The sequence below is a fragment of the Demequina soli genome (assembly GCF_000971195.1).
GTDB classification, from domain to species: Bacteria; Actinomycetota; Actinomycetes; order Actinomycetales; family Demequinaceae; genus Demequina; species Demequina soli.
The window spans coordinates 246682-264555 of record NZ_BBLZ01000001.1 but is presented as its reverse complement, the minus strand read 5'-3'; the positions used below and the strand labels follow the sequence as shown (position 1 = coordinate 264555).

Below are 17874 nucleotides of genomic sequence, written 5' to 3'. Positions count from 1 at the left end.
CGTCGTGTCTGACGACTGGTGGAAGTCCGCCGTGGTGTACCAGGTCTATCCCCGCAGCTTCCAGGACTCCGACGGCGACGGGATCGGCGACCTGCGGGGCATCATGTCGCGCCTCGACCACCTGGAGTGGCTCGGCGTGGACGTCATCTGGCTGTCGCCCATCTACGCGTCCCCGCACGCCGACGCGGGCTACGACATCTCCGACTACCAGGCGATCGACCCGGTGTTCGGGGACCTCGACGACTTCGACGCGCTGCTCACCGCGGTCCACGCGCGCGGCATGAAGCTCGTGATGGACCTCGTGGTCAACCACACCTCGGACGAGCACCCGTGGTTCCTCGAGTCGCGCTCCTCGCGGCGCAGCCTCAAGCGCGCCTGGTACTGGTGGCGGCCCCCGCGCGAGGGCCTCGAGCCGGGCGCGCCCGGAGCCGAGCCGACCAACTGGCGCGCGTTCTTCTCGGGCCCGACGTGGGCCTACGACGAGGACTCGCAGGAGTACTACCTCCACCTGTTCCACCCCAAGCAGCCGGACCTCAACTGGGAGAACCCCGAGGTCCGCGCGGCCGTCTACGCCATGATGCGCTGGTGGCTCGACCGGGGGGTCGACGGCTTCCGCATGGACGTCATCAACCTCGTCTCGAAGGTGCTGCCGCTGCGCGACGGCGAGCCGATCGGCGGCGGCTTCGGGAACGGCTTCCCGCTGTACGCCAACGGGCCGCGCATCCACGAGTTCCTCCAGGAGATGCACCGCGAGGTCTTCGCGGGCCGCGCGGGCCGCTTCCTCACCGTCGGCGAGACGCCGGGGGCCACGGTGGACGATGCGGTGCTCTTCACCGACCCCGACCGCGCCGAGGTCGACATGGTGTTCCAGTTCGAGCACGTCGACGTCGACCACGGCCCGCTGGGCAAGTTCGACCCGCAGCCGCTCGACCTCGTGCGCCTCAAGGCGGTGCTCGGACGCTGGCAGGCCGCCCTGGGAGACCGGGGCTGGAACTCGCTGTACTGGGACAACCACGACCAGCCGCGCATCGTCTCCCGCTTCGGGGACGACCGCGACCACTGGGCCGCGTCCGCGAAGGCGCTCGCCGCCGTGCTCCACCTCATGCGCGGCACGCCGTACGTCTACCAGGGCGAGGAGCTCGGGATGACGAACGCGGGCTTCACCGCGATCGACCAGTACCGCGACGTCGAGTCGCTCAACGCCTACGACGAGCTGCGCGAGATGGACGTGCCCGAGGCGCGGATCCTCGACGGCCTCGCCGCGATGGGCCGCGACAACGCGCGCACCCCCGTGCAGTGGGACGCCTCGCCCCACGCCGGCTTCACCACGGGGACGCCGTGGCTGCCCGCGACGGCGAACCACACGTGGCTCAACGCGGAGGCGCAGCGCACCGATCCGGACTCCGTGGCAGCCTTCTATCGGGCGCTCATCGCGCTGCGGCACGCCGAGCCCGTGGTCGCGCATGGCACGTTCGAGATGCTGCTCGCCGAGGACCCGCAGGTGTTCGCGTACCGGCGGGTGCTCGGGTCGACGGTGCTCACGGTGGCGGCGAACCTGTCGGGCTCCGATGTGACGGCGCCCATCGACGTCGCGCACGGCGGGCTGATCCTGCACAACCTCGGCACCGGTGCGACGCCGTACCCCGCCGGCGCGGGCGAGATCCCGCTGGACCCGTGGGAGGTGCGGGTCTACCTGCACCGGTGACCCGGCCCCCGCACCCAACCGCCGTACGAGACGCCCCGGCCCGCGCATCGTGCCTGGTGTGCAGAGGCGAGCGGCCGCCTGTGCGCCGGTTGCGCACGGACGGCCGCTCGCCGCATCGTCACCAGATGGCGACGCGCTCCTCGGGGTCGAGCCACAGCGCGTCGCCCTCGGCCACGCCGAACGCCTCGTACCAGGCGTCGATGTTGCGCACGATGCCGTTGACGCGGAACTCGCTCGGCGAGTGCGGGTCGGTGGCGAGGCGCGTGACGAGCGCCTCCGAGCGCACCTTCATGCGCTCGGTGAGCGCGTAGCCGATGAAGAAGCGCTGCAGCGCGGTGTGCCCGTCGAGCTCGGGCGCCTCCTCGATGGGGTGGCCGAGCGCGATCTCGTACGCCTTGAGGGCGATCTCGACGCCCGCGAGGTCGCCGATGTTCTCGCCGACCGTGAGTGCGCCGTTGACGTGGTGCGACCCGTCGAGCTGGGCGGGGGAGTAGCCGTCGTACTGCGCGATGAGGCGCTTGGCGCGCTCCATGAAGGCCTCGCGGTCCGCCTCGGTCCACCAGTCCTCGAGCGCGCCGGTGCCCGAGTACTTCGAGCCCTGGTCGTCGAAGCCGTGCCCGATCTCGTGCCCGATGACCGACCCGATGCCACCGTAGTTGACCGCCGCATCGGCCTCCGGGTGGAAGAACGGGGGCTGCAGGATGGCCGCCGGGAACACGATCTCGTTGGCGACCGGCAGGTAGTACGCGTTGACCGTCTGCGGCGTCATGAGCCACTCGGAGCGGTCGACCGGCGTGCCGATCTTCGCCCACTCCCAGTCCTCCTCGAACGCGCTCGCGGAGCGGATGTTGCCCACCAGGTCGTCCGGGTCCACCGACAGCCCGGCGTAGTCGCGCCACTTCTCGGGGTAGCCGATCTTCGGCGTGAACTGGCGGAGCTTCTCGAGCGCCTTCTCGCGGGTCTCGGGCGTCATCCACTCAAGCGACTCGATCGAGACGCGGTACGCCTCGATGAGGTTCACGACCAGCGCGTCCATCTGCTCCTTGTAGGCGGGCGGGAAGTGGCGGGCCACGTACTCCTGGCCCACGAGCTCGCCCGCGACGCCCTCGACCAGGCCCACGGCCCGCTTCCAGCGCTCGCGCTGCTCGGTCGCGCCGCTCAGCACCGTGCCGTAGAAGTCGAAGTTCGCCTTCGACAGCTCCTCCGTGAGGTAGGCCGCGCGGGAGTTGAGCACGCGCCAGCGCAGGTACGCCTTCCAGGTCTCGACGTCCGTCTCGGCCCAGATCTTCGCGAACGCGGTGAAGTAGCTCGGCTCGCCGACCACGAGCAGCTCGTACGCGGCCTCCGGCAGGCGGATCGCGGTCGCCCATGCGTCCCACTCGAAGCCGGGCGCGTCGGCGGCGAGGCCCGCGAGGGTGGTGGGGTTGTGCGTGAGCTCCGCCTCGCGGGTCTTCACCACGTCCCAGTGCTCGCGCGCGATCGCGGTCTCGAGGCCCACCACGGTCGACGAGTCGAACGCGAGGCCCGTGAGGCCCGCCATGCGGTCGACGTGCGCGACGTACTTCTCCCGCGTCTCCGCGTGGGCGTCGTCGCGGTAGTAGGCCTCGTCGGGCAGGCCGATGCCGGACTGGCCCAGGTAGACCACGTTGCGGTCGGGGTCGAGGCGGTCCGCGAAGACGTAGTAGCCGACCGTGCCGGACACGCCGTCGCGCTGGAGCTCGCCCATCACGCGGGCGAGGTCCTCGTGGGTGGCGGCGGCCTCGATCCTCGCGAGGTCGGGCTCGAGGGGGCCCACGCCGAGGCCGTTGGCCTTCTCGACGTCCATGAAGGACGCGTACAGCGCGCCGATCTGGCTCTCGCGCGGCGCCTCCTCGATGATGACCCGCACCTGCTTCTCGGCCTCGTCGCGAAGCGTGTAGAACGAGCCGTCGGCGGAGCGGTCGCCCGGGATGACGTGGGACTCCTCCCACGGCCCGGAGACGTAGCGGAAGAAGTCGTCCTGCGCGCGGACGGTGGGGGAGAACTCGGACGTGTCGATGCCGGAGTGGAGCGTCATGTCCCTCACCCTACGGGGGCGGATGCGCGGCGAGCAGCGGTTTCGCTCACGGCGAGTGGCGGTTCCCAATGACAGATGTGACGGGTGTGACTCGGGGCCTCCCGCGAGCTGAGCCACATCCGTCCCGCCCGCATCGTCCGTCACATCTGTCATTGGCAGTCGACCTGGTGCGCGCTGGCAGAATGGGGCCATGCGCATCCACATCGCCGCGGACCACGCGGGCTACGAGCTCAAGCAGCACCTCATCGCCCACCTCGGCGATGCCGGCCACGACGTCGTCGACCACGGAGCCTTCGAGTACGACGCGCTCGACGACTACCCGCCGATGTGCATCGCCGCAGCCGAGGCCGTGGCCGCGAGCGACGGCGCCGACCTCGGCATCGTCATCGGCGGCTCGGGCAACGGCGAGCAGCTCGCCGCGAACCGCGTCCCCGGCATCCGTGCCGCGCTCATCTGGTCGGTGGAGACCGCCAGGCTCGCGCGCCAGCACAACGACGCGCAGGTCGGCTCGATCGGCGCCCGCATGCACTCGCTCGAGGACGCCACCGCGATCGCGGACGCGTTCCTGGCGGAGCCGTTCTCGGGCGACGAGCGTCACCAGCGCCGCATCGACCTCATGACGGACTACGAGGCGCGCCGCTGACCCTCGGCGACGATTCGCAATGACAGATGTGACGCGAGCTCACTCGCGTCACATCCGTCATTGCCAATCAGAAGAACAGGTTGCACACCGGGGCCTGGGTCGACTCGAACGCCGCCGCGAGCGCGTGCAGCGCGCCCTCGGTGCGCTCCTCGACCAGCCCCGCGGAGGCGAGCGCCTGGAGGCTGACGCCGCCCAGGTAGCTCGCGGACAGCTCCTGGATCCCGATGACCACGTCGGGCTCCTCGCCGGGCGCGGCCTCGACGTGCCCCTCGCCGTCGCGTGAGGTCACGCGCCATGGACCGGTGTTGTCCCGGAACAGCGGGTCGTCGACCTGGATGACGGCGTCGACGGGGCACAGGTACTCGCGCGCCGTGAGCGCGGCGGGCACGTCGACGATGCGCAGCCAGATGTTGTCGCGCAGCCGCGGCCGCACCGAGCGCGGGTCCTTGAGCATCCACAGCAGCGGGTCGTCGGCGGCGAGCGGCGCGGCCTCGACCACCCCCGTGAGGTCGAGGTCCGCGAGGACCGACCACAGGCGGTGGGCCGCCGCGGGGGTCTCCGCTCCGAACGACCACGTGTGGACCTTGCCGTCCGGCAGCCCGTCCGCGTCCCAGCTGCCGTGACGCCGGAAGAAGGCGTACGCGACGGGCACCCCGCGCGCGTCCTCGACCAGCAGGATTCGCATCCGCTCGCTGTCCCTCCGGTGCGCGAGCGGGTCGGAGAAGCGGGACCGCAGGGCCGCCGCATCGTCCAGCGTGGGCGTGCCGGGCCGCTCGAGGCGACCCTGGATCCGGGCCACGGCCTCGCCGTGGTGCTCGAGGCTCGCGTCCTCGAGCCGCACCCGGAGCGCGTCCGAGCCGGGCACGTCGCGCAGCCCCGCGCCGCGCGGCAGGCGTACGTCGAGCTGGCGCGCCGCGAGGCCGTAGCCGAAGCGCTGGTAGATCTCCGTCTCGGCGGCGTACAGGGCGGACGCGACCTCGCCGCGGGCGCGCGCGTCCGAGAGGTGGTCGGCCATCATCGCGCGCAGCAGGCCGCGGCGGCGGTGGCCCGGATGGACCCCCACCCAGGTGAGGCCCGCGACCGGCACGTGCGCGCCGCCCGGCACGCGCATCCGGTACGTGTACGCGGCGGCGACGCCGGCGACCGAGCCGACCCGGCCGTGCGCCGCGTCCTCGATCTCCATCGCGCGGACCCGCGGGAACGGGATCTCCGCGACGAATGCGGCGGCGTCCTCGGCACGGATCTCGCCCGTGAACGCCCACGTGTTGACGTCGAGCATCTCCTCGGCGCGGTCGTGGGGGAGCGAGATCAGGCGATACCCGGGCGTGACGGACATATCGCCATCGTGGCACCCGGGACGATGCGCGTCCCGGCGGCGGCCCGGCGCGTCGCGGGCGTCAGAGCGCGCGGAAGGACGCGATGCGGTCCTCGAGGCGCTTGTACTCGACCTTGATGCACCGGTTCTGCACGGCGACCATGCCGGCTGAGCGCGCGATGCCCATCGCGTCCGCGTGCGAGATCCCCAGCTGCAACCACAGGGCCTTCGCGTGGATGTCGCGCGCCTCGGCCGCGATGGTGGGCGTGAACTCCGCGCGGCGGAACACGTCGACGAGGTCGATCTCCACCGGGATCTCGTCGAGCGAGGAGTAGAAGCCGTGGCCGCGGATCTCCTCGCCGCCGGCCGCGGGGTTCACCAGGTAGAGCTCGTAGGGGGTGTGCTCCATCAGCCAGACCGCGATCTGGTAGCTGGTGCGCATGGGGTTGGGGGAGGCGCCGACGATCGCGACACGCCTGGTACGTGCCAGGGACAGGGCGAGCTCGTCGTCGCCGGGCGCGTCCGAGAAGACGGGGGCGGGGCAGGACTCGGCTGCGGGATCACGCGAGGGGTCGAGGCTGAGGTGCTCCATGGTCCGGGAACGTATCAGGCAAAGGCGGCATTCCGTGCCCCCCTCTTCTGGGGGCACCGCGCGGCGGGGGAATGGCGCGGCGGGCGGCCCGGTTGCCCCCAAGGATGGCGTCGCGATCCGGCGGCGCCGCGGACCTCGATGCGAGGAGGAGACATGACGTCCACGACGCCCGTGAAGACCACCGAGACGAGCCCGAGGATCGGGATCAAGGCGGACGACCTCAAGGCCATCAACGCCGGGCTCGCACAGGTGCTCTCGGACACCTTCACGCTGTACGTGAAGACGCACGGCTACCACTGGAACGTGACCGGGCCGCACTTCCGGTCGCTGCACCTGATGTTCGAGGAGCAGTACCAGGAGCTGTGGGCCGCCGCCGACGTGATCGCCGAGCGCATGCGGGCGCTTGGCTCGGGTGCCCCCGGCTCGCTCGCCGAGTTCCTCGCGCACGCGTCCATCACGGACAACGAGCGCACCACCGACGCCATGACGATGGTGGCGAATCTCGCGCGCGACCACGAGACGCTCGCGCGGCTGGTCCGCCCGCTCGTCGACGTGGCCGAGGAGGCGGGCGACGGCGCGACCGCGGACCTGTTCAACGCGCGCCTCGCCGCTCACGAGCAGGCTGCCTGGATGCTGCGGTCCTTCGCGGCATAGCCGCCGACCGCGAGGCCCCGCCCCGGTCGTCCCGGGAGGCGGAGCCTCGCGCCGGTCGCGCGACGCTCAGGCGGGGTCCGGCACCACGCCTTTGCGCACCGCGCGCATGAGAAGCGCGAGCGCGACCTCGGGGTCCGCCCCCGAGGCCACCACGCGGGACGATGCGCCGAGCAGGCCGGAGACGAGCTGCGCCGCGATCGTCGGCTCCGGGATGCCGGCATCGCGGACCGCGTCCACGAGCGGCGCCGTCTGCTCGCGGTGGAGCGCGGCGATGCGCGCGCGCGTCGCGGGCGGCAGGCTCGCCGGGTCGATGCCGTCGAACATGCGATGCTCCGAGTCGGTCGCGAGGGCGAACGACGCGCGCAGGTACGCGTCGAGCCGCCCGCGAGGCGTCCGCGCGCCGGCCATCGCAGCCGTGAGACGCTCGGCCGCCGACGCGAAGGCGTCCTCGACGATCGCGGCGAGCAGCTCGCCGCTCGACGGGAAGTACTGGTAGACGCTCGAGCGGGCGATGCCCGCCGCGGCGCCGACGGCCGCGGGGGTGACGGCCTCGGCGCCGTGCTCCGCGAGCAGCGTGCGCCCGGCCGCCATGAGGGCCGCCCGGCGCCGCCGGTGGTGCTCGGCGACGGTAGGGGCGTCGATGCGGGGCATCGTCCCTCCTCTCGCGGGCGTTGCTTATCGACGCGCGCGTCGATAAGATGCCGACATGTCTGTCGACAACTCTACCGCGGGCGCCCCGACGCCCGCCGGGACCGCCGCGAGCCCGCGCCGCTGGTGGGCCCTGGCGGCCGTCGCGCTGGCCGTGTCGCTCATCATCATGGACGCGACGATCGTCAACGTCGCCCTGCCCGAGGTCATCCGCGAGCTGGGCCTCAGCGCGACCCAGGCCGAGTGGATGAACGCCGTCTACTCGCTCATGTTCGCGGCGCTCCTCCTCACCGCCGGCCGGATCGGCGACCTGTGGGGCAGGCGCCGCCTCCTGCTCGTCGGCATGGTGGTCTTCATCGCCGCCTCCGTGGTCGCGGGCTCCGTCGGCGACGGCGGCGCGCTCATCGCCGCGCGCACGCTCCAGGGCATCGGCGCGGCGCTCATCATGCCCGCGACGCTGTCGACCGTGAACGCCGTCTTCGGCGGGCGCGAGCGGGCGATCGCCTTCGCCGTGTGGGGCTCGACGATCGGCGGCATGGCCGCCGTCGGCCCGCTCGTGGGCGGCTGGCTCACCACCGACGTCAGCTGGCGCTGGGCCTTCTGGCTCAACGTGCCCGTCGGCCTCGCCGTGCTCGCCCTTGTCGTCTGGGCCGTGCCGGAGACCAGGGACGACACCGCCACGGGCGGCCTGGACATCCGCGGCGCGGTCATGTCCGCGCTCGGCATGGGCGCGATCGTGTTCGGCCTCATCGAGGGCGGCCGCTACGGCTGGTGGCTCCAGGACGACGGCAGCCTCTCGCCCGTGCCGGTCGTCATCGCCGTCGGCCTGGTCGTCATGGCGCTGTTCGTGCGCGACCAGCTGGTGCGGCGCCGCCGCGGCGGCGTGGTCCTGGTCGACCTCGGCCTGTTCGCCATCCGCTCGTTCCGGTACGGATCCATCGCCGCGCTGGTGGTCGCGCTCGGCGAGTTCGGCCTGCTCTTCACGCTGCCGCTGCTCCTGCAGAACGCGCTCGGATACACCCCGCTCGGCACGGGCTGGCTCGTGCTGTTCCTCGCGGTCGGCACGTTCCTCGTGTCCGGCGCGACCCCGCAGCTGACGCGCCGCATGGGTGCCCGCGCGGTGGTCCGCACCGGGCTGGCGCTCGAGGCGATCGCGGTCGCCGGCCTCGCCGTCACGCTCTCGCTCGACGTGTCCGGCGTCGTCGTCGCGGTGTGGCTGTTCCTCTACGGCGTGGGCGTCGGCATGGCCACCGCCCAGCTCACCAGCGTGATCCTCGCCGACGTTCCCGTCGCGGAGTCCGGCCAGGCCTCGGGGCTGCAGAGCACCGTCCGTCAGCTCGGATCGTCGCTCGGCGTCGCGATCCTCGGCACGCTGCTGATGGTGTCGCTCGGGCACGCGACCGAGACGCGCGTGGCCGACGCCGGCGCGTCGGCGTCGCAGGCGACCCAGGTCTCCGAGGCCGTGCGGCAGTCCGCCGGCGCCGCGATCCCCGCGCTCCAGGCGGAGGCGGCCACGAGCGCGGCGGGCGACGCGGCCGCCCAGGCGATGGTCGACGCGTCCAAGGTCACCACGGGCGTGGCCGCGGGCGTCATCCTCCTCGGACTCGCGGCGACGCTCGCCCTGCCGCGCGACCACGAGCGTGCGCACCCCGAGACCGACGGCGCCGCGGCGACCGCCTGACCCGCGCATCGTCCCCACGCACCCGGCCCCCGCCTCCCGGTGCACCCGGGCGGCGGGGGCCGCGTCGCGAGAGCGGGCCGCGTCAGGGCACCGTGTGGCCCGCGGCGCGGAACATCTCGTACCACTCGGAGCGCGACAGGTGCACGTCGGCACCCCGCGCGGCCGCCTCGACGCGCGCGGGCGTGGTGGTGCCCAGGACCACCTGCATCTGCGCGGGGTGGCGGGTGATCCACGCGACCGCGATCGCCTCCGCGGGGACCTCGTACTTCCACGCGAGGCGGTCGATCACGGTGTTGAGCTCCGCGTAGCGCGGGTTGCCGAGGAACGGGCCGTCGAAGAACCGCGCCTGGAACGGCGACCACGCCTGCAGCGTGATGCCGTGCAGGCGGCAGTAGTCGACGATGCCGTTGTCGCGGTCGATCGACTGGTCCAGGTCGCCCATGTTCATCGCGACGCCGCTCGCGATGGCCGGCGCGTGGGTGACCGACAGCTGGATCTGGTTCGCGACCAGCGGTTGGCGGACGCTGTGGCGCAGCAGCTCGACCTGGCCGGGCGTGTGGTTGGAGACGCCGAAGTGGCGCACCTTGCCGGCGGCGTGCAGCGCGTCGAACGCCCGCGCGACCTCGTCGGGCTCGACGAGCGCGTCGGGGCGGTGCAGGAGCAGGATGTCGAGGTAGTCCGTGCCGAGCGCTGCGAGCGACCCGTCGACGGACTCGAGGATGTGCTCGTACGAGAAGTCGAAGTACGGGCCCGGCTGGCGGATCCCGCACTTCGTCTGGATGGTGAGGGCCTCGCGCTCGGACGGCGTGAGGCGCATCGCCTCCGCGAACCGCCGTTCGCACGCGTGATAGGTCGGCCCGTACAGGTCCGCGTGGTCGACGAAGTCGATCCCGGCGTCGATCGCCGTGCGCACCAGGGTGCGGACCTCCTCGTCGGACTTCTCGGCGATCCGCATGAGGCCGAGCACGACGGCGGGGACCTGGAGGTCCGCGCCGGGCATGGTGAACGTCTTCATCGACACTCCATCTCGTCAGGGGGAACCGTCCCAGTCTAGGGACGTGGCAAGGGCCCCCGCCCGGAGGCGAGGGCCCTCATCCGGCTGCTCAGATGTAGTACATCGCCGGCTCGCGGATGGGCTCCGGCGGGGCGTCCGGGTCCGGGTGGCGGTGCGAGTCGCCCGAGTCCACGGCCGAGGCGGCGGTCGAGGCCTCGGTGGGTCCGGGGTGGTTGCGGATGACGGCGGGGATGCCCACCGCGGTCGCGCCGTCCGGCACGTCCTTGACCACCACGGCGTTGGCGCCGATGCGCGCGTCCGGTCCCACCCGCAGCGGGCCCAGCACCTTCGCACCGGCGCCGATGACCACGCGGTCGCCGATGGTGGGGTGGCGCTTGCCGGGGCTCATCGTGGTGCCGCCGAGGTTGATGCCGTTGAACATCAGGACGTCGTCGCCGACCACGGCGGTCTCGCCGATCACCACGCCGCTGCCGTGGTCGATGAACACCCGGCGGCCCAGCTGGGCCCCCGGGTGGATCTCGATGCCGGTGACCCGCCGCGCGTACTGCGACATGAGCCGCGCGTACGAGCGGAAGCCGCGGCCCCACAGCCAGTGCGCCACCCGGTGGTACCAGACGGCGTGGACTCCCTGGTAGGAGCCCGCGATGACCCACCACGCCGGCGCGGCGGGGTCGCGGCGCTGCACGGTGCGGACATCCTCGATCGCACGGGCGATCGGTCCGATCTGGCTTGCCATCTGGATACCTCCGGGTGGGGACTGGCCCCGGTGGGAACGTGGGTGGATCAGTCCATCAGGTCCGCGTAGAGCACGGACGAGAGGTAGCGCTCGCCGAACGAGGGGATGATCGCGACGATCGTCTTGCCCTTGTTCTCGGGACGCTTCGCGACCTCGATGGCGGCGTGCAGGGCCGCGCCCGAGGAGATGCCGACGAGCAGGCCCTCCTTGCGGGCGGCCGCGCGCGCCGTCGCGACGGCGGTCTCGCCGTCGACGTCGAAGATCTCGTCGTAGATCTCCGTGTTGAGGACCTCGGGCACGAAGTTCGCGCCGATGCCCTGGATCTTGTGCGGGCCGGGCTGGCCGCCGTTGAGGATGGGCGACTCCGCCGGCTCGACGCCGATCACCTGGACGGACGGCTTGCGGGCCTTGAGGACCTCGCCGACGCCCGTGATGGTGCCGCCGGTGCCGATGCCGGCGATGAGGATGTCGACCTCGCCGTCCGTGTCGTTCCAGATCTCCTCCGCGGTGGTGCGGCGGTGGATCTCCGGGTTCGCCTCGTTGGCGAACTGGCGGGCCAAGATCGAGCCGGGACGCTCCTCGGCGATCTTGTTGGCGGCCTCGACGGCGCCGCGCATGCCCTCGGGACCGGGGGTGAGGATGAGCTCCGCGCCGAACGCCCGCAGCAGCGCGCGGCGCTCCTTCGACATGGTCTCGGGCATGGTCAGGACGACGTTGTAGCCGCGGGCCGCGCCGACCATCGCGAGCGCGATGCCGGTGTTGCCCGAGGTGGCCTCGACGATGGTGCCGCCGGGCTTGAGCGAGCCGTCCGCCTCGGCGGCGTCGACGATGGCGACGCCCAGGCGGTCCTTGACGGAGTTGGCGGGGTTGTAGAACTCGAGCTTGCCCAGGACGGTCGCCTCGACGCCCTCGGCGAGGGCGTTGATCTTCACGAGCGGGGTGTTGCCGATGAGGGCGGTGGCGTCCTCGTAGATGCGTGCCATGTGACTGCTTCCTCTTTTCCCTTGAGAGGTGGGTGTTCCAGGGTTCAGAACGCGAGCGCATCGGAATCGATGCCGGGGCGAGCGCTGGTGCTGGCGGAGCCCGGCCGCTGGCCGGACGGCGCTTGGCAGCGCTCTACAGACAGCAGCAGCCGCAGCAGCGGCAGCGGGTGTCGCGGAGAGCACGGGTGGGAAGGGCAGAGCTGGGTGCGGTCACCGCACGGCGCTCGATGCTCATCGTCCCGACCTTTCGTGGCTTCGGGCCCAGGCTAGCGCCACGCCCTGGGCCAGGCAACCCTGCCGTGGACGTCCCTTTCCTGCTATGACGGGGGGATGAGGCGCACCCGGGCGCCTCGCTAAGGAGGGGCGATGTCGGGCCCGCTGGACGTGTCGGTGCATCGCGAGGGGCTGGTGCCCGCGACCGCCAAGGACATCTGGCGCGCGCTCACCGACCCCGACGCGCGGGTGGAGGTGTTCTCGATGGTGTCCCAGGCGGTCACCGAGGAGGGCCTGCCCGGCGAGGTCGGCCACGTGCTCCAGCTCACGGAGAGGGTCGCGGGCAGCGAGCCGGTGGTGGTGCGGCTCACCACCACCGCGTCCGATCCGTACCGCCGGCTCGTGCAGGAGCGCGTGGGGCCGGACGGCACCTTCACCTCGACCACGTTCCTGTCGGAGTCGGAGGACGGCACGCTCGTCCGCCGCGTCTTCCACGTCTACCACCCGGACCCGTCCCTCGCGGAGCGCGCGATGCGCAAGGCGGTTGCGACGTTCTTCTCGCTTGGCGGCACGGTCCGCCTCAAGGCCGACATCGGCGACCTCATCAGGCACTTCTCCTGACTCGCCGGGCGCCCGCGCGGGCGCCGGGTTAGCCTGTCCGCATCGCGGCAGAGGGGATGGGCGATGGCGGGACACAGCGTGCGCGCGGAGCGCGGGATCGGGGCCTCCGTCGAGCGTGTCTGGGAGATCCTCACCGACCTCGACTACGCCACCGAGGTGCTGCCCAGCATCGTCGCGCTCGAGCGGCTCGAGGGCGACGGCTATGCGGTGGGCGTGCGGTGGCGCGAGACCCGCAAGATGTGGGGCCGCGAGGAGACCGAGGAGATGGTGGTGACGGTGGCCGATGCGCCGGTCGCCACGACCATCCGCGCCGAGTCCCGCGGCACGGAGTACGTGACGGTGTACACGCTCGAGCCGGCGGGGGACGGGACGCGCCTCGTATGCGACTTCACCGCGGAGACGCCCAGCCCCGGGCCCGCGCAGCGCCTCGGCTGGCTGCTCTTCGGCAAGGCCGGGATGCGCGCCACGCGCAAGGCGCTCGAGGACGACCTCGCGCACATCGCCGCCGCGGCGGAGGCCGCCGAGCCCGCCTGACGCGCGCCGTACGGACGCGACCCGCGCATCGTCCGCCGCGGTGTCGGTGCCAGGGCATACGCTCACGCTGAGGGGCCGCGGTGGCGGCCCGTGGACCCGGGGAGGGGTCATGGACTGGTTCACGTTCGAGGGGATCAACTGGCTCGCGGTGCTCGTCGCGTTCGTCGTGAGCTTCGCGGTGGGCTGGTGGTGGTACTCGCCGGCCGGGTTCTGGCGGCTGTGGCGGGACAAGGCCGGCATCACCGACGAGATGATGGAGGGCGGCAACATGGGCGTCGCCTTCGGCGGCACCATCCTCGCCACCGGTCTCGGCGTGATCGTGCTGGCCATGCTCATGAACGGGCTGGGCATCGACGACTGGTCCGGCGGGCTCGTGCTCGGCCTGGTGGTGGGCCTGATCCTGCGCGGCGGCGCGCACGCGATTCACAACGGCTTCGCGCAGCGCAGCCCGGCGGTCACCCTCATCGACGCGGCGCACGATGCGGTCGGCCTGGGCGTCGCCGGCCTGATCATCGGCCTGTTCTAGGGGTTGCCCTGGCGCCGGTCGCCGGGAATGCTTGCGGGTATGCCGAATGTTGATGCGTCCATGACCGCTGAGCTCACCTCCGCCTCTCTCGGATCCCTTGACCTGTCGCGCGCGCCCTTGGCGCTGGGAGGCAACGTGTTCGGTTGGACGGCCGACCGTGACGCCTCGTTCCGCGTCCTCGACGCGTTCGTCGACGGCGGCGGCGTCATGGTGGACACCGCCGACGGGTACTCGGCGTGGGCGCCGGGTCACGTCGGCGGCGAGTCCGAGCACCTCATCGGGCAGTGGCAGGATGCGCGCGGGGCCCGCGACCGCGTCCTGATCGCGACCAAGGTGTCGACCCACCCGCAGTTCCGCGGGCTGTCGGCCGAGAACGTCCGCGCGGCCGCCGAGTCGTCGCTCGAGCGCCTGCGGACGGACCGCATCGACCTCTACTACGCGCACTTCGACGACGCGAGCGTGCCGCTCGCCGAGACCGCCGCCGCGTTCAGCCGCCTCGTCGACCGCGGCCTCGTGCGCGAGATCGGGGTCTCCAACTACACGCCCGAGCGGATCGACGAGTGGCTGGCGATCGCCGAGCGTGACGGCCTGCACAGGCCTGTGGCGCTGCAGCCCCACTACAACCTCGTGGAGCGCGGCTTCGAGGGCGAGACGCGGGACGCCGCGAGCCGTCACGGGCTCGGCGTGCTGCCGTACTTCGCGCTCGCCAAGGGCTTCCTCGCGGGCAAGTACCGCGACGGCGTCGCGGTGGACTCCGTCCGCGCCGAGGGCGCCGGCGCCTACCTCGACGACCGCGGCCGCCGCGTGCTCGAGGCGCTCGACTCCGTCGCCGCCTCGCACGGCGTCGAGGTCGCGTCGGTCGCGCTTGCCTGGCTGCGCTCGCGGCCGACCGTCGTGGCGCCGATCGCCTCGGCCCGCACCCTCGAGCAGCTCGCGCCGCTGCTGGCCTCGATGACCCTCGAGCTGTCGACCGACGAGCTCGACGCGCTGACCGCCGCCTCGGAGTAGCGCGCCCGCGCGCGGCGCGGCGGGGTGAGACGATGCGCGCATCATGAACGCCGACCTCACCCTCGACGCCCTGCGCGCGCTCGCCGCGCGTGAGTGGGGCCTCGACCTCGCCGACGCCCGCGACCTCGGCTCCAACGAGGACCGCAACGTCCTGCTCACGCTCGCCGACGGGACGCGCCGCCTGCTCAAGGCGTCACACCCGGGCATCGCGCGCGCCGCGCTCGAGGCCCAGGACGCCGCGCTCGCGCACCTGGCCGCGGCGGGGTTGCCGGTCCCGCGCGTCCACGCGACCACGGGCGGCGAGCGCATCGTGCCCCTCGACGGCGGCGCGCATGCCCGCGTGCTCGACTTCCTCGAGGGCGAGCCTCCGCACGGCGCGCGGCTGCCCGCGGGCCTGCCCGCCGCGCTCGGCGCGACCGCGGGGGAGCTGACGGCCGCTCTCGCGTCGTTCGCGCACGCCGGGCTGGCGTCCGGCGCGTGGGACCTGCGGCGCGCGCGCGAGGTGCTCGACGCCGCCGCCGTCGCGCTCGGCACCGACGAGCATGCGCGCCTCGCCGCACTGCTCGAATCCGCGGGCGCACGGCTGGCCGGGGTTGCGCCGCGCCTGCGGGTCCAGGCGGTGCACGGCGACCTCACCGCCGACAACGTGGTGGTCGACCCCGAGTGCCGCGTGGCCGGCCTGATCGACTTCGGCGACCTGGGGCTAGGCTGGGCCGTCGCGGAGGCCGCGATCCTCGCGTGCGCGCTGCTCCAGCACGACGGCGACGCCATCGGCGACGCGCTCGCCGCCGTCGCCGCCTTCGATCGCGCGGCCCCGCTCGACGAGGACGACCTCGTGGCCGTGTGGCCCCTCGTGGTGGCGCGCGCCGTGGTCCTCGCCGCGGCGGGGGAGCGCGTGCTCGCGGAGGATCCCTCGAACGACTACGCGCGGGCGCGTCGGCCGCTCGAGGCGCGGATGCTCGAGCGCGCGACCGCGCTGGGCTTCGACGAGGCCGAGCTGCTCGTGCGCCACGCGCTCGGCCGCGTGCCCGACGCCGCATCGCGGACCTACGCCCCCATGATCGCCGGGCTCGCCGACGCGCCCGAGGCCGACCTGTCCGTGAAGTCGGCCCGCCACGACGGGGGCGCGTGGCTCGACCCCGCGTCGCTCCGCTCCGCGCTCGCGGAGGCCCGCGCCGACGGCGCCGGCGCGGTCACGCGGTACGGCGAGCACCTCCTGCTGCCGGAGGCCGCGCTCGCCGCCGCCCCGCGCTCGCGGCTGGCGGGCCGGGCGGTCGCCGTCGCGTCCGGCACCACGATCGTGAGCCCGGCGGGCGGGACCGTGACCCTCGCGGAGGCCGACGCGCTCGCGCTCCGCGTCGACTACGGTCCCGCGGTGCACGTGCGCGGCGTCGAGCCTCTCGTGGCCGCGGGCGCCCGCGTGGTCGCCGGTCAGCCCGTCGCGCGCGCGGCAGCGGCGGACGACGGGCTCGCCGTCGTGCTCGTGTGGCAGTCCGTGGTGCCCCACCTCGGGCCGCCAGCACGCGTGATGCCCGGGCACGACGACGCCTGGGCCGCGCTGTGCCCGGACCCCGCCCCGCTGCTGGGACGCGTCCCGGCGACCGGCGCATCGTCCCCCCGCACGCCAGGTGCCCTGCTCGCGGCCCGCGACGCGTCGTTCGCCGCCGTGCAGGAGCACTACTACGCCGCGCCGCCGCGGATCGAGCGCGGCTGGCGCCACCACCTCATCGACACCGACGGGCGCGGCTACCTCGACATGGTCAACAACGTCGCGATCCTCGGTCACGGCGAGCCGCGCATCGCGGACGCCGTCGACCGCCAGCTGCGCCGCCTCAACACCAACTCGCGCTTCCACTACGAGGCCGTCGTGGACTTCTCGGAGGAGCTCGCCGCCCGCGCGCCCGAGGGGCTCGACACCGTGCTGCTGGTGAACTCGGGCTCGGAGGCCGTGGACCTCGCGATCCGCGTCGCGCGCGCCGCGACCGGACGGACCGACATCCTCGCGCTCACCGAGGCGTACCACGGATGGACCGTCGGCGCCGATGCGATCTCGACCTCGCTGGGGGACAACCCCGGCGCGCTGGCGTCGCGCCCCGACTGGGTGCACCTGCTCGACGCGCCCAACACGTATCGCGGCCGACACCGAGGTGCGGAGGTGCGGCGGTACCTGAACGATGCGCTGTGGCGCCTGGGCGAGCTCGACGCGGCCGGGGTGTCGCTCGCCGGGTTCGTGGCGGAGCCGATCTTCGGCAACGGCGGCGGCATCCTGCTGCCCGACGGGTACCTCGCGGGCGTGTGGGAGGCGGTGCGCTCGCGCGGCGGCATCGTCGTGTCGGACGAGGTCCAGGTGAGCTACGGGCGCCTCGGCGAGCACTTCTGGGGCTTCGAGCAGCAGGGCGTGGTGCCCGACGTCATCGCGGTCGCCAAGGCCATGGGAAACGGTCACCCGCTGGGGGCGGTCATCACGACGCGCGAGATCGCGGAACGGTTCGCGGTGGAGGGGTCGTTCTTCTCGTCGGCGGGCGGAAGCCCCGTCAGCTGTGTGGTCGGGTCCACCGTGCTGCGTGTGCTCGACGAGGACGCGCTGCAGGAGAACGCCCGGGTGGTGGGCGCGCTGCTCGCGGACGGCCTGCGCGCGGCCTGCGCGCGCTTCGCCGCCCTCGGCGAGGTTCACGGGCTGGGCCTGTACCTGGGCCTCGAGGTGGTCGCGGGCGGACCCGACGCGCCGGACGCCGTGGCGGCGCGCGAGATCTGCGAGGCGCTGCTGCTGGAGGGCGTCATCGTGCAGCCGACCGGCGATCACAAGAACGTGCTCAAGATCAAGCCGCCGCTCACCATCGACGCCGCCGCCGTGGAGCGTTTCCTCGCGGCGCTCGAGCGGGTGATGGTGCGCCGCGAGGCGTGGGCGGCGCTGTGATCCCTTCGCGCGGCCAGCGTCGCGCCC

Annotated in this window: 16 protein-coding genes; 9 read left to right on the top strand and 7 right to left on the bottom strand. The window is 73.1% G+C overall.

Annotated elements, in window-relative coordinates:
- Positions 1-4 precede the first annotated feature (4 nt).
- Complete coding sequence (locus tag AOM04_RS01285; protein ID WP_062461129.1) at positions 5-1705, top strand: alpha-glucosidase; 1701 nt, start codon at positions 5-7, stop codon at positions 1703-1705.
- Between the two features lie 118 nt (positions 1706-1823).
- Here AOM04_RS01285 and AOM04_RS01280 read toward each other — a convergent pair whose 3' ends face one another.
- Positions 1824-3761 (bottom strand): M13 family metallopeptidase, encoded by a 1938-nt coding sequence (locus tag AOM04_RS01280; RefSeq protein ID WP_062461126.1) that lies wholly within the window; start codon positions 3759-3761, stop codon positions 1824-1826.
- 190 nt (positions 3762-3951) lie between these two features.
- Between AOM04_RS01280 and AOM04_RS01275 the strand changes: the two genes are divergently transcribed.
- Positions 3952-4404 (top strand): ribose-5-phosphate isomerase, encoded by a 453-nt coding sequence (locus AOM04_RS01275; protein ID WP_062461125.1) that lies wholly within the window; start codon positions 3952-3954, stop codon positions 4402-4404.
- A gap of 67 nt (positions 4405-4471) precedes the next feature.
- Here the strand turns inward: AOM04_RS01275 and AOM04_RS01270 are convergent, their stop codons facing one another.
- On the bottom strand, positions 4472-5740 hold the full coding sequence (locus tag AOM04_RS01270; RefSeq protein ID WP_062461122.1) for a GNAT family N-acetyltransferase: 1269 nt from the start codon (positions 5738-5740) through the stop codon (positions 4472-4474).
- Positions 5741-5801: 61 nt separating this feature from the next.
- Positions 5802-6311, bottom strand: coding sequence for a CoA-binding protein (locus AOM04_RS01265; protein WP_062461119.1), 510 nt, complete (start codon positions 6309-6311; stop codon positions 5802-5804).
- A 153-nt stretch (positions 6312-6464) separates the two neighbouring features.
- On the opposite strand from AOM04_RS01265, the gene AOM04_RS01260 reads away from it, so the two are divergent.
- Entirely contained in the window at positions 6465-6965 is a 501-nt protein-coding gene (locus AOM04_RS01260) for a Dps family protein (protein WP_062461115.1), read from the top strand.
- Between the two features lie 66 nt (positions 6966-7031).
- On the opposite strand, the gene AOM04_RS01255 is transcribed toward AOM04_RS01260, so the two are convergent.
- Positions 7032-7616: a TetR/AcrR family transcriptional regulator gene (locus AOM04_RS01255; protein ID WP_062461112.1), complete on the bottom strand. Its 585-nt coding sequence runs from the start codon at positions 7614-7616 to the stop codon at positions 7032-7034.
- A gap of 55 nt (positions 7617-7671) precedes the next feature.
- On the opposite strand from AOM04_RS01255, the gene AOM04_RS01250 reads away from it, so the two are divergent.
- Entirely contained in the window at positions 7672-9294 is a 1623-nt protein-coding gene (locus AOM04_RS01250; RefSeq protein WP_082104261.1) for an MFS transporter, read from the top strand.
- Positions 9295-9376: 82 nt separating this feature from the next.
- On the opposite strand, the gene AOM04_RS01245 is transcribed toward AOM04_RS01250, so the two are convergent.
- The 3 genes from AOM04_RS01245 to cysK form a co-directional block, all read right to left on the bottom strand.
- Positions 9377-10309 carry an aldo/keto reductase gene (locus AOM04_RS01245; RefSeq protein WP_062461109.1) on the bottom strand — a complete coding sequence of 311 codons (933 nt, stop codon included), beginning with the start codon at positions 10307-10309 and terminating at the stop codon, positions 9377-9379.
- Between the two features lie 88 nt (positions 10310-10397).
- On the bottom strand, positions 10398-11045 hold the full coding sequence (gene cysE / locus AOM04_RS01240; protein ID WP_082104260.1) for a serine O-acetyltransferase: 648 nt from the start codon (positions 11043-11045) through the stop codon (positions 10398-10400).
- Between the two features lie 47 nt (positions 11046-11092).
- Positions 11093-12028, bottom strand: coding sequence for a cysteine synthase A (cysK, locus tag AOM04_RS01235; protein ID WP_062461106.1), 936 nt, complete (start codon positions 12026-12028; stop codon positions 11093-11095).
- A 366-nt stretch (positions 12029-12394) separates the two neighbouring features.
- Between cysK and AOM04_RS01230 the strand changes: the two genes are divergently transcribed.
- The 5 genes from AOM04_RS01230 (at position 12395) to AOM04_RS01210 (ending at position 17847) form a co-directional block, all read left to right on the top strand.
- The gene (locus AOM04_RS01230; protein ID WP_062461103.1) at positions 12395-12862 is read left to right on the top strand and encodes an SRPBCC family protein; all 468 of its coding nucleotides are present in this window, start codon (positions 12395-12397) and stop codon (positions 12860-12862) included.
- A gap of 63 nt (positions 12863-12925) precedes the next feature.
- Positions 12926-13396, top strand: coding sequence for an SRPBCC family protein (locus AOM04_RS01225; protein ID WP_062461100.1), 471 nt, complete (start codon positions 12926-12928; stop codon positions 13394-13396).
- A 109-nt stretch (positions 13397-13505) separates the two neighbouring features.
- Positions 13506-13922 (top strand): DUF1761 domain-containing protein, encoded by a 417-nt coding sequence (locus tag AOM04_RS01220; protein ID WP_062461097.1) that lies wholly within the window; start codon positions 13506-13508, stop codon positions 13920-13922.
- A gap of 60 nt (positions 13923-13982) precedes the next feature.
- Positions 13983-14930, top strand: coding sequence for an aldo/keto reductase (locus tag AOM04_RS01215; RefSeq protein WP_062461096.1), 948 nt, complete (start codon positions 13983-13985; stop codon positions 14928-14930).
- 43 nt (positions 14931-14973) lie between these two features.
- Complete coding sequence (locus AOM04_RS01210; protein WP_062461095.1) at positions 14974-17847, top strand: aminotransferase; 2874 nt, start codon at positions 14974-14976, stop codon at positions 17845-17847.
- Positions 17848-17874: the final 27 nt, after the last annotated feature.